Annotated in this window: 19 protein-coding genes; 1 reads left to right on the forward strand and 18 read right to left on the reverse strand. The window is 40.9% G+C overall.

The features are described from left to right. Positions 1-106: 106 nt before the first annotated feature. The 12 genes from V3595_RS13325 to hmpA form a co-directional block, all read right to left on the reverse strand. The gene (locus V3595_RS13325; RefSeq protein WP_241590240.1) at positions 107-1,138 is read right to left on the reverse strand and encodes an aromatic ring-hydroxylating oxygenase subunit alpha; all 1,032 of its coding nucleotides are present in this window, start codon (positions 1,136-1,138) and stop codon (positions 107-109) included. A gap of 64 nt (positions 1,139-1,202) precedes the next feature. Beyond that, the gene (locus V3595_RS13330) at positions 1,203-2,645 is read right to left on the reverse strand and encodes an aldehyde dehydrogenase family protein (protein ID WP_485907662.1); all 1,443 of its coding nucleotides are present in this window, start codon (positions 2,643-2,645) and stop codon (positions 1,203-1,205) included. A 134-nt stretch (positions 2,646-2,779) separates the two neighbouring features. Then, on the reverse strand, positions 2,780-4,210 hold the full coding sequence (locus tag V3595_RS13335; protein ID WP_485907664.1) for an amino acid permease: 1,431 nt from the start codon (positions 4,208-4,210) through the stop codon (positions 2,780-2,782). A gap of 70 nt (positions 4,211-4,280) precedes the next feature. Continuing rightward, positions 4,281-5,450 (reverse strand): Glu/Leu/Phe/Val family dehydrogenase, encoded by a 1,170-nt coding sequence (locus tag V3595_RS13340; protein ID WP_485907666.1) that lies wholly within the window; start codon positions 5,448-5,450, stop codon positions 4,281-4,283. Positions 5,451-5,505: 55 nt separating this feature from the next. Next, on the reverse strand, positions 5,506-7,170 hold the full coding sequence (locus V3595_RS13345) for a thiamine pyrophosphate-dependent enzyme (protein WP_485907668.1): 1,665 nt from the start codon (positions 7,168-7,170) through the stop codon (positions 5,506-5,508). Positions 7,171-7,247: 77 nt separating this feature from the next. Continuing rightward, a complete protein-coding gene (locus V3595_RS13350; RefSeq protein ID WP_485907669.1) occupies positions 7,248-7,784 on the reverse strand; it encodes a sodium:solute symporter family transporter in 537 nt (178 codons plus the stop codon). 42 nt (positions 7,785-7,826) lie between these two features. Continuing rightward, on the reverse strand, positions 7,827-8,801 hold the full coding sequence (locus V3595_RS13355) for a hydroxyacid dehydrogenase (protein ID WP_485907670.1): 975 nt from the start codon (positions 8,799-8,801) through the stop codon (positions 7,827-7,829). A 186-nt stretch (positions 8,802-8,987) separates the two neighbouring features. Further along, positions 8,988-10,922, reverse strand: a complete 1,935-nt coding sequence (locus V3595_RS13360; protein ID WP_485907671.1) for a sigma 54-interacting transcriptional regulator — start codon at positions 10,920-10,922, stop codon at positions 8,988-8,990. A 534-nt stretch (positions 10,923-11,456) separates the two neighbouring features. Beyond that, a complete protein-coding gene (locus V3595_RS13365) occupies positions 11,457-11,891 on the reverse strand; it encodes a general stress protein (RefSeq protein ID WP_485907672.1) in 435 nt (144 codons plus the stop codon). A gap of 80 nt (positions 11,892-11,971) precedes the next feature. Further along, the gene (locus tag V3595_RS13370; protein WP_485907673.1) at positions 11,972-13,219 is read right to left on the reverse strand and encodes a glutamate-5-semialdehyde dehydrogenase; all 1,248 of its coding nucleotides are present in this window, start codon (positions 13,217-13,219) and stop codon (positions 11,972-11,974) included. Positions 13,220-13,253: 34 nt separating this feature from the next. Then, complete coding sequence (proB, locus tag V3595_RS13375) at positions 13,254-14,342, reverse strand: glutamate 5-kinase (protein ID WP_402897279.1); 1,089 nt, start codon at positions 14,340-14,342, stop codon at positions 13,254-13,256. Between the two features lie 334 nt (positions 14,343-14,676). Beyond that, positions 14,677-15,885 carry an NO-inducible flavohemoprotein gene (gene hmpA, locus V3595_RS13380; protein ID WP_485907674.1) on the reverse strand — a complete coding sequence of 403 codons (1,209 nt, stop codon included), beginning with the start codon at positions 15,883-15,885 and terminating at the stop codon, positions 14,677-14,679. Between the two features lie 170 nt (positions 15,886-16,055). Here hmpA and V3595_RS13385 point away from each other — a divergent pair, with 170 nt between their 5' ends. Continuing rightward, the gene (locus V3595_RS13385) at positions 16,056-16,520 is read left to right on the forward strand and encodes an RrF2 family transcriptional regulator (protein WP_350299303.1); all 465 of its coding nucleotides are present in this window, start codon (positions 16,056-16,058) and stop codon (positions 16,518-16,520) included. Between the two features lie 15 nt (positions 16,521-16,535). Here the strand turns inward: V3595_RS13385 and V3595_RS13390 are convergent, their stop codons facing one another. The 6 genes from V3595_RS13390 to V3595_RS13415 form a co-directional block, all read right to left on the reverse strand. Further along, positions 16,536-16,763, reverse strand: coding sequence for a hypothetical protein (locus V3595_RS13390; protein ID WP_485907675.1), 228 nt, complete (start codon positions 16,761-16,763; stop codon positions 16,536-16,538). 13 nt (positions 16,764-16,776) lie between these two features. Beyond that, entirely contained in the window at positions 16,777-17,142 is a 366-nt protein-coding gene (locus V3595_RS13395; protein WP_485907676.1) for an HD-GYP domain-containing protein, read from the reverse strand. 6 nt (positions 17,143-17,148) lie between these two features. After that, entirely contained in the window at positions 17,149-17,286 is a 138-nt protein-coding gene (locus V3595_RS13400; RefSeq protein WP_485907677.1) for a hypothetical protein, read from the reverse strand. Continuing rightward, positions 17,283-17,513, reverse strand: coding sequence for a hypothetical protein (locus tag V3595_RS13405; protein WP_485907678.1), 231 nt, complete (start codon positions 17,511-17,513; stop codon positions 17,283-17,285). The genes V3595_RS13400 and V3595_RS13405 overlap by 4 nt, the downstream gene beginning before the upstream one ends. A gap of 84 nt (positions 17,514-17,597) precedes the next feature. Further along, positions 17,598-17,783 (reverse strand): zinc-finger domain-containing protein, encoded by a 186-nt coding sequence (locus tag V3595_RS13410; protein ID WP_101222353.1) that lies wholly within the window; start codon positions 17,781-17,783, stop codon positions 17,598-17,600. 5 nt (positions 17,784-17,788) lie between these two features. Next, positions 17,789-18,460, reverse strand: coding sequence for a ribonuclease H family protein (locus V3595_RS13415; protein ID WP_485907679.1), 672 nt, complete (start codon positions 18,458-18,460; stop codon positions 17,789-17,791). Between the last annotated feature and the right edge of the window lie 190 nt (positions 18,461-18,650).

Raw genomic sequence — 18,650 nt, forward strand, 5'->3', positions numbered from 1 at the left:
CCGGTAAACTGCCGAATCACACTGGTTGGTTGCTTAGGCTATTAAATTCAAAAATTCTCTGTATCACGTTTCTTTTTTAAGTGCATTCCATTAGGCAGCTCAGTTGTTAGTTCTGGAGCTTTTTATCAATAAGTTCATGAAAATAGACTGCAGCATGTTCAGTTGGAGAAAAGATACCATTTGTAAATGCCTCGGAACTTAATCCTTTTTGCAGTTTTTCCACCAGTTCAAAATCTTCCTGCCGTACTTGATCAACAAATTTAAAATATTCTTCTTTTTCTATGGTTGTTTTTTCATTGAGGGAATAATCACGATAAATACCTAACGACGTCACGGCATCAACAGGAATTACTTGGATGGTATTCACATTCCCGTCTCCTGGATAAACGTTAATCATCATATTTGGCCAAACCCAATAAAAACGCGCTTGATCACCTTCGCCATTCTTACTTGCTGTCATATATTGATAGGTGAATTTGTCGTGTGTCGTTGTGCAAAAGTTTGATAAATCAAAGGATTTTGCAAAGCCAGGATGAGCAATGGAACAATGATCACATTCAAGGTAATTGTCAACAACGGCTTTCCAATTAGCTTTTACTACACGCCTGGTTTCCCTAACTAGTTTCAGTGAATCAAAGAAGGGATACTCTTTCATTTCCTCTAAAAATTCCTGATATGCTTCTGCCATAGAAGGTGCATTTTTATCTAGATTGACAAATATCATAGCATTCTGTACTTCTAAGCGAATGGATTTCATACAGCTGTGTATTCCCAGTTCATTCGTTTTAAAATTAGGAGCTCTATGCACACTTCCATCTAATTTGAACGTCCATCCATGGTATCCGCATTGTAAAATTTTCTTATTTCCTTTATCCGAGTTTTCCACTTTCATTCCGCGATGAGGGCAAATATTGTAAAAAGCACGCAGTTCACCATCAGTACCGTGAGAAACGATAATAGGCTCTCCGGCGATGTCTATTGTCATGAAATCGCCTACTTTTTCAACTTGGCTTGCATGGCCAGCTAATATCCAACTTTTTCTAAAGATTTTTTTTCTTTCTTCATTGAATACCTCTGGTTCGACATACCGTGAATAAGGGAGTGTAGGGCTGAACTGTACATTTTCTTTAATAGACATATTGAAAATCCCTCCTGATTATCATCTAATATAAAAGTTTAAAAAATGCTTGGTACCATTTTAGTTATACTCGATCCATATAGACTGTCTTGACCTCTGTATAGAATTCAACGGCACTCTTCCCTTGTTCACGGCTGCCTGCACTTGAATTTTTACATCCGCCAAATGGCATTTGCGGTTCGGTTCCTGCTGTTTCCGAATTGACATGAACAAGACCCACCTCCACATCTTCAATAAACCGTTGAGCCAATGTTAAATTGTTTGTACAAATCGCTGCGCTCAATCCATACTCTGTATCATTTGCCATCTTAACTGCTTCCTCATAATTTCCGGCCTTAAAAAGTGCGATGACTGGTCCGAAGATTTCTTCACGTGCAATGCGGGCATGTTGTGGAACATTTTCAAAGATAGCCGGTCGGACATAAAAACCGTTCGCCAATTCTTCTTCTGCCGGAATCTCCCCTCCACACAACAGCGTAGCTTCTGATTTCCCAACATCGATCATTTCAAGCACGCCATCGAGTTGTGATCTAGATACAGCGGGACCGATATATGTTTCTTCTTTGAGCGGGTCGCCCACTTTTAATTCTTTCGTACGCGCGACAAGTCGTTCCCGAAATACTTCATAAATTCCTTCCTCCACAATCACCCGGCTAGTGGCTGTGCATTTTTGCCCTGTGGATTTAAAAGCTCCGCCTATAGCTATTTCCACTGCTTTTTCAAGATCAGCATCGGCGAGGACGACAAGCGGGTTTTTCCCTCCCATTTCCGCTTGCACTTTCTTTCCATGCTCAATGGCTTGTTTTTGAATTTGCTGACCTACTTGATTCGAGCCGGTAAAAGATATGGCCTTCACATCCGGATGTTCCACTAACGCAGCACCAATGACGGAACCCCTTCCGAATACACAATTGATGACACCAGGCGGAAGACCCGCCTCATCAAATGCTTTTATCACATGATAGACCGACTTAGGTGTAAGATCAGCCGGCTTAATCACGACTGTATTCCCGTAAATCAGGGCCGGCGCCAATTTCCATACAGGGATGGCGATAGGAAAGTTCCATGGTGTAATCAACCCCACCGGACCTAGCGGGGTGCGGATAGTGTATAAAAATGTATTGGCATTTGCTGAAGGAATTACTTCCCCGATTGGCTGCCGGGCTTCAGCAGCATAATATTCAAGTATGCTGGCAGCACGATTGGCTTCCCCCATCCCTTCCAAGAATGTTTTCCCTTCTTCCTTTATCAAATCTTGACCTACTTCCTGAATATTCTTTTTCAAAATATCAGCTGCTTTCTGCAAGTATGAAGCCCGTTGCTGAAACGACAGCTTTTTCCAGTCAGGAAATGAATTTTTTGCGGCTGCCACTGCATCATGTAAATCAGCCGCAGCACTTGATGGAAATCCCCCTAAAATTTCACCATTATGGGGACTAAGATTTTCCTTATACTCCCCTGTAGTGGGTTCTTTCCATTTTCCATTAATATAATTTAAGTAACGCATACGATTTCCTCCGTATTCTATTTTTCTACTTTTAAATAATAGGTTTGCTTATAACCGGAAACTTCTAAATGGATACTTCAACGATTCCTGCATACCCGAACGTTTTCTTTTGTCTGGCATATTAAGAATAATCTCTATTGAATAAAATCATTGGTCTGTTCATTTGTTAAGGCTGGCACCTCCACTTTCCTTCTCGCATATCTAAAATAGTAAAATATATAGCAAGCAACGACGAAACCTAATCCCCAATACAACGAAGTTCGCTGTGTCGGATCATAAGCGGTGAACACGAAAATACCAAGACACATAATGATGCAAAGAATCGGGGCAAACGGGAAAAAAGGTACTCTAAACTTCAGATTTTCAACCTTTCCGCCTGCTCTGATATACTGCTTACGGAATCTGTACTGTGCGAACGCAATCGCCATCCAAGTAAGCACCCCTCCAACCCCGCTTATGGAAAGTAGCACAACGAATAACGTTTCTTCCGCTACTACACTAGTAAGTAAAGACAGCAAGGCAAAGACCATGGTGACGAGTAAGGCGTTAAAAGGTACACCTCGCCGATTGAGCTTTCCAAATGCAGAATGCGCCATACCGTTTTGAGAAAGGGAGAAAAGGATCCTTGTACAAGCAAACAGACCCGTGTTTCCTACAGAGAGGACCGCCGTCAAAATTACGAAATTCATAATGTCAGCTGCATAAGGAATGCCTACCATTTCAAACACGGTAACAAATGGGCTTTCCAATACCCCAACTTCTTTCCACGGAACGATGGCCGATAGAACAAAGATTGCTAGTACATAGAAAAGCAGTACACGTATTACGATATTTCGAATCGCTCTAGGAATGCTTTTTTGCGGGTTTTCCGTCTCTCCTGCTGCAACACCCATGATTTCCGATCCCTGGAAAGCATACACAACTGTCATCATCGATATGAACACACCCGTGAATCCTGTAGGGAATAGTCCATCTCCTATAAAATTGGAAAAGAACGGGGCAGGTTGTGCATCCTCCATATGAATCAATCCAAACATCGCTGCAGCACCGATAATTATGAATAGAATGACGGCTAGTACTTTAATCCCAGAGAACCAATACTCTGTCTCAGCGAAACTTCTCGTTGTTAATGCGTTTATAGTGAATAAAAGTACCGTAAATATCACACACCATATCCATACTGGTGTATCGGGAAACCATCTAGTCATGAGCAAACCGGCCGCTACAAATTCCAGTCCTACGTAAAGAGCCCAGCTCAGCCAGTAAATCCAGCCAATGACAAATCCAGTGGCGGGACCGATAAATTTCGTTGCATGGACCTGAAAGGATCCGGATACCGGCATCACTACCGATAATTCACCGAGACAAATCATCGCCAAGTACATTAATAAACCACCGACCAAATAGGCAACAATCGCTCCTAAGGGTCCAGCTTCACCGATTGCATATCCTGAGCCCAGGAAAAGACCTGTTCCAATTACCCCACCTAAGGAGAGCATGAATAAATGTCTACTCTTCATTGAACGCTGTAATTCTTTTGGCTGATTTTCATGTTCTGTTTGCATGAAGTCCCCCCCGTTTCTGATCGATAAACTGCCTGAACACTTTTATGATTAACACAAGTTAACGAGAGTTTCACGATAACGCTTCGGAAGGCACTGCATATTCTGGAAGGTCGCTGATTGTCGGTTTAAATATTTCATAAGCTACTTCTCTTTGATATTTTTTTTGTTTTTTAGCTTGTGTAAACAAATGATACGTATTTTTCCTGCATAGTTTTTCTATATCATCAACGACAGCTTGTGGATTTGGTTTAACTAGTCCGAAAATAACCACATCATAAAATCTTATCGCCCCAAGGTTGGCAACGAAATCATTGACAACATCTATTCCTCTCTGTTTTATGATTTCGTCTCCCTCGGAAGAAAGGGGAATGTTCGCCGCCTCAACGATTAAGCTCGCTTTTACGCTTTTGGCATTGGATATGTGGATGACATCCTCCAATGCGGACGGAATTAAAATGTCGCAATCTATGTCGAGCCATTCCGTGTTTGGCCTTACATCATAATGCGGTTCAAAAAAGGCTTTATCCATTTCCCCGTACATATTCTTATGATCAATAAGCTTTTGGACATCTAATCCTTCTTCACACGTAACCAAAAGGGCTGCATCGGAAATTCCCACAACTTTATAACCTAACTGGGACATTTTCAATGCGCAGCTTGCCCCTACACAGCCGAATCCTTGAATGACAACTCTCGCTCCACCTTTTCCGCTTTTAAATTTCCATGCCTCATCTGCGGAAAAAGCCACACCATAGCCTGTTACGACATCGTTTAAAAACAACCCGTCGATTTTTGTCGTCAACAGTTCATCGAAGTCTTTTATCCCTTGCAGAACATTCGGATTCTGCTTCATCGATTTCGTTAGGGGGATATCAATGCCAAATTCATTAAATATTTTGAGCACATCTTCATATTTGGTACCTAAATCACTGCCTAACGATACCCCTATATCTATATAAGGCATCATCGCAATCAGAAATCTTCTTAACACTGCATATGCGTCTGGCGCTTTATAATCATAGGCAATGCCCGCTTTACAACCGCCAGTCGTCTCAGACTCACAGGCTACATACTTATAAGCCATAGCCTCGGCCAACCTCTCGACCTCTTCTCTTGTAACCGTTGGGTGCATTCTAGTACCGCCGCCTGTGTAACCTTTGACAAAGTTATGGACGACCAGCCAGCCTTTAGCATCTGTTTCCGTATCATTCCATTCCACAACTAAATATGGTTTTAACAACTATGAAACCTCCCTTAAATACTTTCTTTTTATTGGTTCCTGCTAACTTCCAATGTTAATTGTTCGACACTAGCTTTTCGTGGACTTCCTTCTTGTCTTGGCCTACAGATAGAATCTTTGGATTGACTGCAACTTCGATTACAGCAGGCAGCCCTGAAGCAATCGCCCTTTGCAGTGCTGGCGCAAAATCACTATTTTTTTCAACCTTTTCACCATGTGCTCCAAATAAGCGCGCCAATTCAGCAAAATCAGGATTAGACAAGTCAGTTCCAACGACCCGATTTGGAAAATGCCTTTCTTGATGTACACGAATTGTTCCGTAAATATTGTTGTTCACAACAATTGATATAGTCGGAATTTTATACCGTACAGCGGTTTCAATCTCTTGGAGAGTCATCATAAAGCCGCCGTCTCCTGAAATAGAAACAACATGTTTGTGAGGCTGCGCCAGCTTTGCCCCAATAGCAGCAGGCAGTCCATATCCCATCGCACCCGACGTTGGCCCCACGTATGTGTTTTCTTGTTCAAAACGATAATATCTGGATAGCCACCCAAAGAAGTTTCCTGCATCATTTGTAATGATGGTATCCTTCGGCAGACCGACGGCAAGATCATGCATCAATCCGTCCATATCCACGAAATCTTCTGTATAGTCGGCCTTTGGTTCAGAAAATTCCATATATTTATCGTGCAATTCCTTCAAATGATCCTCGCTTGAAATAAAAGATTCTGATTCTGGCGTTAGCAGTGCTTGTTCCAAGAAGCTCTTGGCATCTGCTTCAATGGCAAGGGAAGGAGCATACACTTTACCAAAAATTTCCTGACAAATATCCACATGGATCAGTTTTGTATTTTTAGAAAGCAAGGTGTAATCTTGGGTTCCTACTTGAGAGAATCGTGTCCCTAATGCCAAAACTACATCTGCATCACGGATTGCATCAAGTAAATATTGAGGTGTCCCAAACCCAAGCCATCCTGCATAGCTAGGGTGTGAGTTCGGAAACGCGTCAAATCGCCGGAAAGCTGTAACGACAGGAAGTTTCATTGTCTCCACAAATTGTACAAGCAGCCTGTTGGCCTTAGCATGAATCACTCCTCCGCCTGCAATCAATACGGGGCGCTCCGCGTTTCGTATCGTAGCCATCGCCTGCTTCACATCTTCCATATGTGGTTGAGGAGGAAGCGGGCGATAAGAAGGATTAGTGTTCAACTCTGCCTCATCTTCTAACATGTCATGCGGCAAAGCCACTAATACAGGGCCCGGACGACCCGATCGCGCAATATGGAAAGCCCGTTGCAATAATTCCGGAATTCTTTCCACACGATCGATCTCTACCGTCCATTTACATAAATGACTGAAAAAACCCGTCAAATTCACTTCCTGAAATGCTTCCTTCTCTTTAAAAGGGCGTTCGACTTGGCCAATAAGCGCAACCAAAGGGGTTGAATCTTGAGCAGCAGTATGAATGCCGATAGCTAAGTTTGTAGCCCCCACTCCACGCGTTGCCATACAAACTCCTACCTCCCCTGAAGCCTTGGCATACCCTTCCGCCATAAAAGAGGCACCTCCTTCATGCCTGGCGGAAATAAGTTCTATTTCAGGATGTTGATATAGTGCATCCATTACACTAAGATAACTTTCACCTGGTACACAAAAAGCTTTTTTTACCCCTTCTATTGCCATTACTTCTACTACTGCTCTTCCTCCACTGACTTTCATAATCAAGCCTCCCGCTTTCAAGTACGTGTTTGTTCTAGTAATTTATGATTATATTAATATTGAACTCATTCCCACTATCATTTAATAAGTTTTTCCATTCCGGAAATTTGTTTTTTCTCTTCCAGCCGAATTGAATTTTTTCTAGTAACGGCACTCACTCCCAAAGTTACTGCAATGTTGATGAATAATACAGCTAAGCCCACATCAAGATCTTGTATTCCTTGCGGTAGAGATGGAAATAAAGTTGCAAGCGTCGTACCTGAAGTAGTCGAGTATATGACAATTAGGACTCCAACGATCATTCCGGCAAAAGCTCCTTGAACGGTAACAGGATTATTTTTCCACAGACTGAAAAATAGTGCTGGAAACAACTGTGCCATGAAGCTATATGCCATAAGATATAACGTAAAAATCGACTCTCCGCCATTGAACGTAAAATATAGAGTCACTATAGAAATGACAGTTACTAACATCCTGCTCAATCTTTGAAGCTGTTCATCTGATGTATTCGGCTTCCACACCTTATATACATTTTTTGAAAGGATCGTGGCCGTAGCCGTCAACACAAGTGAACTGGCATCCTTATCAACAAATCCCAAACCCGAATTTTTCAAACCTCATTTTTTCAGAAAAAACAGATAATTATCGCTGTATTATTACATTGACACCCCTTTAGTTAAGGGCTCATTTACAGCCCAGTTCGGTTTCACGCCAGTAAGAACTTGTTCCACTTGCATTGCTGCATGTACAGCCATTCGTATCGAACCTTCCTTCGTCAATGCCGCATTATGAGGACTGACAATCACATTACCCAATTTAAAAAGGGGATTCCATTTATCAGGAGGTTCAACTTCAAATACGTCTATTCCAGCGCCTGCAATCTCGCCCGCTTGCAAAGCGTTTACTAAATCAATTTCCTTCACCACACCGCCCCTGGAAGCGTTTACAAAAAAGGAGGAAGGTTTCATCCAGGAAAACTCACGGCTTCCTATTATTCCTTTTGTTGTTTTCGTTAACGGCAGATGTAGACTAATAACATCAGAGTTTCTGAATACCCATTCTAAATCTGTTGCTATCTCCAGATCGGAATTCGGGCTGGCTGTAACATAGGGGTCGTAGCCAATCACTTTCATATCGAAGCCTTCGGAAGCCTTTTTTGCCAGTATTCTACCGATTCTCCCTAGTCCAATAATCCCCAAAGTCTTGCCTTCCAAGTCCATGCCAAAAAGTTGATTACGGATAGCAAAATTCCCGCTGCGCAGCTCTTTATCAGCCAAGCTTAAGTTTTTGGACAATGATAAAATTAATGCCATTACATGTTCAGCTACAGAATTCGCATTCGCCTCTGGGGTATTTGTTACATAAATGCCACGCTCTGTAGCGGCTTCGATATCGATATTGTCCAAGCCCACTCCATACTTAGCTATTACTTTGAGGTTTTCAGCTGCTGTAATAACTTCTCTATTTATTACAGCCGTTGATCTCGTTAGTACTGCATCACAACCCTTGATTTCCTCGATAAGAATTTCTTGCGACAGATCAGACCCTACTTTAATCTTAAAGCCTTTTTCTACTAAATAACTTTTCCCCTCTTTCTCAATATCTTGAGGAATATACACTAAATGACTCACATTCCCACCAACCTTTCATGTTAACCTTGAAGGAAAAATCTTTTCTACTCCATTGTTTATATACAATTATTGTGCCAACATAAAAAACATCCGTTTATTCAAGAAAGAGGCCAATTAGTTCTCAAATTAAGACATAAATAAAGTAAACAAATTGTTTCATAATGAATTAATTTGTTTCATTACGTTTCAATTTGTTTCAATATTCAAGTTTTTCATCTTTCTCCATAATGTCGTGCGACTCATCCCTAACTCAAGGGCAGCTTTTCCTTTATTAAAATTCTCCTTTATTAATGTTTGAACAATTCTTTCACGCTCGGATAAATGTATTCCAGGTGACATATCGCTCTCTCGGTCTTGTTGCGACAGCGGTATTTTCTTTTTACTTCTATTCGGAAAATACATTTCGATATCGTACACATCAATTAACTTGTTCTTATAAAGAGCACATAATCGCTCACAAAAATTTTGCAATTGGCGAATATTCCCCTCCCAATTCCCTTCACTCAGCTTTTTCATGGCACTATCCGTAATCTTGATTTGTTTTTGATCCGAATGACCTTTCCGAATAAAAGCATTCACCAATAACGGAATATCTTCTCTGCGTTCCCGAAGCGGAGGCAATACAAGATCCAGCACACTCAAGCGATAATACAGATCCTCCCGAAAGTCATTACTTTTTACCATTTGCATGAGATCTTTGTTCGTAGCCGACACAATTCTCACATCAACCGGAATTACTTTATCATCACCGATGCGCATGATTTCCCGCTCCTGCAGGACACGTAGCAGCCGGCTTTGCATTTTTGGGGAGATTTCTCCTATTTCATCTAAAAAAATCGTACCTCTATGGGCCAGTTCAAAAAATCCTTGCTTTCCGCCTTTCATGGCTCCCGTGAAAGCTCCTTCTGCATATCCGAAAAGCTCACTTTCCAATAAATTTTCCGGAAGGGCTGCGCAATTAATGGCTACAAACGGGTTATTTTTACGGTTGCTATGATTATGTATGCTTTGGGCGAATATTTCCTTGCCCGTTCCAGTTTCTCCAATTATAAGAATGTTTGAATCTACTTCACTATAACGTTGAGCCGTTTCAATCGTCCTCTTGATTTCCGAACTCCGATACAATATATCATCAAATGTGTACTTCGCCACATGTCCGCGTGAATGAAGCTTTCTAAAGAACTTCCCTTCCATCTCCTGAATGCGGGTAACATCTTGAAAGGCGACCATATCCCCCACTTTTTTACCTTTTAAAAATATCCCAACTTTTTTTACAGATAATTGAATGGATTGGTAAGCAACCGTATCTTTTTCGTATTCATCGTCGCTTAAAAGCATATTACGAAATTTCCCGGGCTTTATTATATCGTATATAGAATTTCCAATTAAGCTCCCCTTGGCAATGGACAAAATCTCCTGAGCCGCCGTATTAAATACTGATATTTGTCCCTTTAAATCTATAGCAATAACCCCTTCATAAGCATAATTAAGAATCGTTTGGTAACGCTTGGTCTTCTCCTGTTCCCTTCTGCTGACAAGAGCTACTCGCTTCGCCTCAATCAACGCCTGCCGAAATGATTCCTTTCCAGTATCAACCAGAATGGCTCCCAACCCTATTTCTTCGGCATATTTACATGTACTTAAACCACTTAACACAACTTCACAGCCATCTCTGGCTGCTAAATCCACTAAACTGACTGAGGACTCGATATCATTTAATATATAGGACTGAATTGGCAAATCAACGATATCTGAAAGGTTTTCAACACCATAAATCATATTTAAAGCACCTATGACAGCCACTTTTTTACTGCCAAAACGAGCCTTGCAATCATACAGGGAACGAATGAGATCAATACCTTGTACTGGTATATCAACGATTGGAATGAATTCATTGCTTTCTTTTAAAAGTTTCGTGATTAATCCCCTTGAGATGATTACATCAGCATCAAGCTTCAGCTTCCCAATCTTATCGGCATCCTCAACTACCTCCTCTAATACAAACTTCACCGATCCGTTATCATTGTTTTCCGATGCTTCCAACTTGTTGAATTCCTCAAATCTTTCAAAAGCGTCCGTAATATACCCTTTTCGAGGAACAACGAGTTTTATTTTTATCAAAACACCCACCTCCAGCGGAAAATCATTTTAGTTATTGGATATAAGCTCAAGGCCCTGGTCATACAAGGACTTCATAAATTCGAGTTAGCTTAGAATGACCCAAAGTATTTCATTCAAAGTCGGAATATGAAAAGTAAATGCCTTAAGTACGCTTGAGATTAATTCCCCGTTTTATTAAGATATTCCATCTTTCACTTTAACATTATCATCAGTATAATGATTCTCAAGGGGAAAATCATCATGAATAAAATCATCTATAATTTCTTAAAGTGGCATCGGCTTCTACTTTTTCACCATAATTCCCTTCCCTTCCTCGCTAATAGGACTATATTCCTTTATTCTTCATATCAATGTGGAATTCCTTTTGATTTTATCGTTAGTGACAATAAAATTAGCCTACAAACAGATTAACCCCGTTCAAGAAATCCTGAACGGGGTTTTTCAATAAATAAGACCTGTTTAATTTTGAGTTTTTATTGAGTTCAGTTGTCAAACATCGTAAGTCTGTTCGTTCAAGGTGTTTTACTTACGAACTTAAAAAGGATCGGCTATGACAAGGATTTTCCCTGCTTTAATATCCTCCATATATTGATCGACTTCGGCTTCCTCCAGTCCAAGATCCAATAATGGCTTCCTCAATCCGCCTGCTCCCGATGCTGCCCCGGCTGCGGCTCCGCCAAAAGTGGTGAAAATCGGTCCTGCTGCCAATATCGGACCAATTCCTGGTACGGCTAATGCACTCATTCCAATAAGCAGGCCTGTCAATCCGACAGCTCCGCCGGCTGCTGCCCCTGCTACTAATCCATCAGTTTTTGCCGGGCTGACTTCCTCGGCTTCAGTTGGTAATTTATCGATGTTTTTTGCCACTACTGATATTTGATCGGATGTATATCCATGTTCCTTTAAATTTTTGACTGCTGAAGTCGCTTCATTTTCATTTTCATATATTGCTATAAACCTCTTGTCCATGGTATCTGCTCCTTTAAAAGTAATGTATTGTACAATACCCTTAATTGAGCTTTAATAACCTTCCATGAAATAAATGAATTTCATTCCCGGATTTGCCCCTGGCCGTATATGAAGTACTTGCTTGATGTTAAGGCCGGTAACCCCATTGGTCCACGTGCATGCAGCTTTTGTGTGGAAATGCCGATTTCTGCGCCATAACCGAATTCAAAGCCGTCGGTAAAACGGGTGGAAGCATTGTGATAAACTGCTGCGGCATCTACTTTATTCAAAAATGCGGAAGCGTTTTGTTCATCCCTCGTTAGGATTGCTTCAGAATGCTTTGAACCGTATCGGTTTATGTGATCAATGGCATCGGATACACCTTTTACAGTTTTTACGCTGATTTTTAAAGCCAGGTACTCAGTTGACCAATCTTCCTCCGTAGCCGTTTTCGCTCTCGGAAAGGAGCTGCAAACCACTTCATCACCATATATTTCAATACCCTTTTCGTCCAGGAGTTCCAGAATACGCACTCCATTTTCTTCAAACCATTCTTCATGAATTAGAAGCCCCTCAATAGCATTGCATACGGATGGGCGCTGAGTTTTACCGTTTAAGACAATTTTCTCGACCATCGTGATATCTGCGGTCTGATCGATGAAGATATGGCAATTGCCTGCTCCTGTTTCAAGGACGGGAACAGTGGACTCCTTAATGACCGTTTCAATTAAATTCTTTCCACCGCGCGGAATCAAAACATCTAAATACTCATTAAGATGAAAAAGTTCCTTAGCGGTTTCACGACTTGTATCCTCGATCAACTGAACAGCTTCTACAGGGATTTCCGTATTCTCTAATGCTTTATGAATGGAAGAAACTAGTGCCATGTTGGAGTATTTGGCTGACGAGCTGCCTCTTAATAGGACAGCATTCCCCGTTTTCAAGGATAATGTAGCTGCATCGATTGTCACGTTAGGCCTTGCTTCATAAATCATCCCGATTACCCCGATCGGCACCCGTTGCTTTTTAATCAATAAACCATTCTCTTTTTCGATCGTCTCCAATTGTTCCCCAATCGGATCATTTAAATCGATTAAAAGCATAATGGCCGCTGCCATGTCATCAATACGGTTAACATTCAACATAATTCGATCTAATATAGACTCGCTGAAGCCTTTTTTCCTGCCATCTTCCAGATCCTTTTGGTTTTCCTTTATCAAAAAATCTTTATCAATAATAAGTTGTTTAGCAATTTTTCCAAGTGCCTCATTCTTCTTTTCCGTACTCAAACCGATTAGCTGATAACTGGCTTTTTGGGCTGCCTTTCCTTTCGACGTCACTTCACTCATTTCTAAATTCCCCCTTTTTTTTGAAATTGATTTTTTATGCTTTCACCCATTTATCGCGATGGATAACTTCTATGGAAGTGATTATAAGCTCGGATGTCCTCTTTCCCATCGCCTGTTTTAATTCTTCGTCGGAATAAAGGACCTCACCCCGCCCTAATAATCCATTTGCACCAAAGACTTCGACAACATCACCCTTATTGAAGACTCCTTTAATTTCATAAATTCCAGCTGGCAGCAGACTGCTGCCATTTGAAACTAAGGCCCTTTCGGCACCTTCATCAACGAAAATTTTCCCGGATACTTGTGAATGAAGGGATATCCATTGTTTGTTTTTCGTTACCGTCGTCAAGACATCATTCCCAATATACGTGCCATCACCATTGCCTTCAAGGATTGTTAGAAGTTTATCACTCCCCAAACCAGAACCGATGAATACTTTCACCCCTAGAGACAATGCAGTTTGCGCTGCAATCAGCTTCGATTTCATCCCACCGGTTCCGACATTGGATCCTGCACCTTCTGCCATTTGCAATAAATCCTCCGTTATTTCGGATAGCTTTTCAAATCGTTTAGCCCCTGGATTTGTCTGTGGATTGGAATCATAAAGCCCATTAATGTCCGTTAATATGATCAAGTTGGTCGCGTGGACCAGCCCGCTTACTAAGGCGGATAGCATATCATTATCACCAAAAGTCAACTCCTCGACCGATACTGTATCATTTTCATTTATAATCGGAAGGATGCCGCGTTCAAGCAATTCCATCAATGTGGCATATGCATTTTTATATCTATCTTTTTTCGAGAAATCTTTCCTTGTTAATAAAATCTGCGCCGGAACGATTCCAAAATGCCCTAATTGTTCCATATACGATTGAATCAATAGGCTTTGACCTACAGCTGCAGCAGCTTGTTTTCCTTTGAGAGTGACAGGTCTCGTCGGGTAGCCAAGCTTGCGAAAACCTGTCGCTACAGCACCTGATGAAACAAGGACAACTTCATGGCCCGCTTTCCTTAAAGCTGCCACTGCCTGGATATGATCGGAAAATTTATTCTGGTCGATTTCACCTTGTGTGTTGGTCAAAGAACTACTTCCTATCTTTACAACGATGCGTTTCTTTTCCATCGATTACTTCCTCCAATAAATATCTAAGACATGAAAAAAAGCCCTTTTCATCCTCGAAATAAGGACGAAAAGGGCTGCTCTCCGTGGTACCACCTTCATTGAATGCAAGTTCATGCATTCCACTTTGCCTGATAACGCCAGGGTTGGCGCCTATGTTTTGCATAGGACTCAAGAAGCAGGTTCTGCGCTTTCCTGTCGCGGGTCTTCCAGCAATTGACGCCGCTCTCTGTCACAGTGATTCTCGCATACTAATCTTCCCTCAACGTTCATTGTTTTAATATAGTATGCAAAATTATCTTCTTGATGTCAATAACATTCCTTCGATGAATGAACCTTATAGCGCCATGGCTGGGCCGAAGAATTCATAGTGAATTTTATCCGTATCTACCCCAAGCTCTTTCAGGTAAGTGATGATGGCCTTCATGAAAGGCACAGGGCCGCACACATAATAATCAGCTTCAGGTTTAACAATACTGCTCAATAATTCCTTATCGACATACCCTTGCTTTGCAAAATTCGGCAGGTTCTTATCATCCTCACTCGGATTTTTATAGACAAAGGATAAATGATAACTGGCAAGCTTGTGCGTTAGATCCGTCAGTTCCGTTCTGAACGGCTGTAAATTGCCATTATCGGATGCGTGAATGAATTGGACATCACGCTCAGGTGTTTGTTCAGCTACTGCATGAACCATACTCATGAAAGGCGTTATGCCAACGCCTCCGCTCAAGAATACTGCCGGAGTTCGTTTTCCCAAATCAATGGTGAAATCACCTGCAGGAGCCGTTACGTCTATACTGTCACCCATCTGAATGGATTCATGCAAGTAGTTAGAGACCCTTCCATCAGGAGAAGTTCCAGGCTTTTCTTTTTTAACGGAAATCCGGAAGTAATCTTTTCCCGGAACATCAGACAAACTATACTGACGGTTGAATAAATAGCGTTCACCCGGTATCTCGATGCGAACGGTAATATATTGTCCAGGAAGAAATGATGGAACCTTGTCTCCATTTGCTGGCTTTAAATAAAAGGAAGAGATTACGTCACTTTCCCGTACTTTTTCCACCACTGTGAATCGTTTGAAATCAGACCATCCGCCGACCTGATTGGAAGCTTGATCGTACATTTCCTTTTCGATGCTAATGAAAACACCGGCAATGACTCCATAGGCCTCTCCCCAAGCTTGGAGGATCTCTTCTGTAGCCGAATCTTGTAACACTTCCTTGATTGCACCTAATAGATATTCTCCAACAATGGGATAATGTTCAGCTTTAACTGCAAGACTTCTGTGTTTTTGTGCTATTTGCTTCACGGCAGGTAAGATCGTTTCAAGTTGATCTATATGTTTAGCCGCTGCCAAAACCGTGTTGGCAAGTGCAGTTTGCTGGCGCCCCTTTTTTTGATTGGCGTGATTAAAGACATTTAACAATTCAGGATGTGCTTCGAAAAGATTTTTATAGAATACAGTTGTGATAGTTGCACCATGCACTTCTAATACGGGTACAGTTGATTTGATAACATCGATAGTTTTCTGGGATAGCATAGGTAAACCCCTCTTCATAAACAAGTATTTTGAATACATGTTTATATTAGAACTTAAATGCATTAAAAGCAATATTTTTTATACATCTTTTTAAATAATAAGTTTTCATGTTTATAAAATGTTCACATTTATGATATAGTCTAATGGGGATAGAATGTGAGGCGATAAACATGAGGTTGACGAGTTATTCCGATTACTCACTTAGAGTGTTGATTTACCTGGCTTCCCACGACCAAAGCAAATTGTCAAATATTAAAGAGATATCTGAAGTTTATCAACTGTCTAAAAATCACTTGATGAAGATTGTTCATAATCTAGGGAAATTAGGCTATATTGAGACGATACGTGGAAGAAATGGCGGTTTCCGGCTTGCAAAATCACCCGCTGAAATAAATGTAGGGGAACTGGTACGGAGAACCGAAGAAGATTTTTATTTAGTGGAATGTTTTAAAGATCACGATAACTGTGTGATTTCTCCCGTTTGTTCATTGAAATTTGTCCTTAATAATGCCTTGGATGCTTTTTTAAAGGTCCTTGATCAATATACGATTGCAGACTTCAGCGAAAATAAAGTGATGCTCAAAACTTATTTCGATTCAGTAAAGCAGAATGACGAAAAGCCCGATTTTTTATAATCGGGCTCTTTTTCATTAACCGATGATTCGTTCAATCTGACATTCTTTTTCCATTCGCAAATCCATGATCCCTGAACTGGTTTTCAATAGGACTTTAAGGGGATCGTATGGATTGATCATGATGATCGTGCCGTTCCGTCCATTGGTAAGCGTGACTTCTTTTCCGACTAAAGTGGACATTAATCGGTTTACAAACTCCAGCAGTATTTCTGGATTGAATTTACCGAACATATCGCTGTTCATTTGCTCAATCACCTTATAAAACGGCATGGCCTGATGATATACACGATTTGAAGACATCGCATGGAATACCATCGGCTATTGCGACGATTTTCGAATGATGATGGATATCATTCCCAATCAGACCAAGTGGATAGCCTTTCCCATCTTCCCGCTCATGGTGCTGAAGGGCTGTTAATGCAATCGATGTTGGGATTCCAGGGATATTTTTAAGTAATTCATAACCATAAATGGCATGGCGTTTCATTTCTTCATATTCTGCCGCAGTCAGTTTACCCGGCTTTTCCAATATACTATCCGAAATCCTTGTTTTACCAACGTCATGCAGCGTGGCTGCCAGTGTCAGTGCTGAAAGGTTTTCTTTCGATAATCCAAGCTTCATCCCTAGTTAAGTGGCAATGATTCCGACACCGATATTATGCTTATACGTGTACTCGTTGTTTGCTTGCATCTCTTCGAAAAGGTAATAAACATTAGGATTCTTTGCAGCTTCCGCAATGACAGGTGCTACCTCCGCTTTAATCACTTCAACCTTTTCAGCTGTATTTTTCCTTCTTTACGTATCTCTTGAAAGATGTTTTTGATTTGAATAGAAGCTTTGTTGATTCTTTCATGAATCTTTACTTTAGGTTGTACATGATCTTCAGTTAAAGTAGATTCACCTTTTTTCAATTCTACCATTATGAAATCAATTTCAGGTATGGTAAGAGGCGGATTCGCTTTATTAATCAGCTTTCCTCTTCTATTTTTCATTGCTCTCACACTTTTCTCTATTTTTTACCTATAATACCATATCCTTCATGACATTGAGTCTTAATGAAAACAATTTTTTGGCACTTAAGTTCGGTCACTAAGTTCATTGCCCAGGCGTTTTAATTTTTCACCAACCGTACATTCTGAAATACAAAACTGATGGGCATACGTACGCCCCTTCTCTTTTCGAAAATGCTTTCGTAAAAAACAATCCTGGCAAAATGAAGCGAGAACATCTTCCACTTCTTCATATATTTTTTTCCTGTTCATTGTTGTTATGGCTCCTTTGACTCAGCAATCTCTATTTTGCTGAAAATGGCTTTTCCCTGCAGTGCAAGTGTTGCCAGGCGATCAGCTTCCTGGTTTTCCTTCCGAGAAATTGGCTTGCAGACCGGAATGATCTTTAATTTATCCAGTTTCGCTTCAATGCGGTCCAGCCATTTATTTAAGTTTTCTTCCATACAGGGCCATTCACCGGAAAGTTGATTTAAGACAACTAGAGAATCCCCTTTAAAGACACAGCTTTGATGGTGGATCCCAAGTTCCTCCATCTGCCTGACCGCTTCATGAAAGGCCGCATATTCCGCTTCATTATTGGATTCGAATTGGTCCAATTTCACGTTGGTGCGTAACCGCCAGAACTTCTTACCTTGACGAAAATAAATCGCTACACCGAGTCCTGCCACCTTTTCATCTTTTTGAAAACCGCCATCAAAAAAAACCGTCACATCCTGCGGCTCTTCCTCAACTTCCGTCAGGAGTTTCTTTAGCTCTTTCTTCGTCCATGTTGTATCGAATTCATCCTTGAATTCCACTTCTTTCAGCCTTCCTGCCTTTTCAAGATCTTCCGTAATGACCAGTGCAGTCCCGGCATCAAGCCAATCCGAAACGAAATCGGCAGATGGTTTTTTTGAAGCATGATATGTCCATTGCATAATTACCTTCAAAGATTTCCAGCTCCTTATCCATTCACCATTCATGCAGAACAGCTTACAATTTTCATACCTTTTTTTCGTCTTACCCTTTATAATATATTGTAAGCATTGAATCATTCTTTTTAATTATAGTTCCCATATCAGCCTGAAATTCTCATGTTTCAATCTTATTTTATATGAAACGTTTTTTATAAAGGCATAT

It is taken from the genome of Bacillus sp. CFBP9009 (assembly GCF_036541465.1).
GTDB lineage: Bacteria > Bacillota > Bacilli > Bacillales > DSM-1321 > Peribacillus.

Bases quoted from the DNA above. Each gene is read 5' to 3' on its own strand.
- V3595_RS13345 (WP_485907668.1), bottom strand. From the start codon at position 7,170: ATGAAAGTCAGTGGAGGAAGAGCAGTAGTAGAAGTAATGGCAATAGAA.
- V3595_RS13370 (WP_485907673.1), bottom strand. From the start codon at position 13,219: ATGAGTGAAGTGACGTCGAAAGGAAAGGCAGCCCAAAAAGCCAGTTAT.
- V3595_RS13365 (WP_485907672.1), bottom strand. From the start codon at position 11,891: ATGGACAAGAGGTTTATAGCAATATATGAAAATGAAAATGAAGCGACT.
- V3595_RS13405 (WP_485907678.1), bottom strand. From the start codon at position 17,513: ATGAAAAATAGAAGAGGAAAGCTGATTAATAAAGCGAATCCGCCTCTT.
- V3595_RS13385 (WP_350299303.1), top strand. From the start codon at position 16,056: ATGAGGTTGACGAGTTATTCCGATTACTCACTTAGAGTGTTGATTTAC.
- V3595_RS13410 (WP_101222353.1), bottom strand. From the start codon at position 17,783: ATGAACAGGAAAAAAATATATGAAGAAGTGGAAGATGTTCTCGCTTCA.
- V3595_RS13325 (WP_241590240.1), bottom strand. From the start codon at position 1,138: ATGTCTATTAAAGAAAATGTACAGTTCAGCCCTACACTCCCTTATTCA.
- proB (WP_402897279.1), bottom strand. From the start codon at position 14,342: ATGGAAAAGAAACGCATCGTTGTAAAGATAGGAAGTAGTTCTTTGACC.
- hmpA (WP_485907674.1), bottom strand. From the start codon at position 15,885: ATGCTATCCCAGAAAACTATCGATGTTATCAAATCAACTGTACCCGTA.
- V3595_RS13335 (WP_485907664.1), bottom strand. From the start codon at position 4,210: ATGCAAACAGAACATGAAAATCAGCCAAAAGAATTACAGCGTTCAATG.
- V3595_RS13330 (WP_485907662.1), bottom strand. From the start codon at position 2,645: ATGCGTTACTTAAATTATATTAATGGAAAATGGAAAGAACCCACTACA.
- V3595_RS13395 (WP_485907676.1), bottom strand. From the start codon at position 17,142: ATGAAGCTTGGATTATCGAAAGAAAACCTTTCAGCACTGACACTGGCA.
- V3595_RS13390 (WP_485907675.1), bottom strand. From the start codon at position 16,763: ATGAACAGCGATATGTTCGGTAAATTCAATCCAGAAATACTGCTGGAG.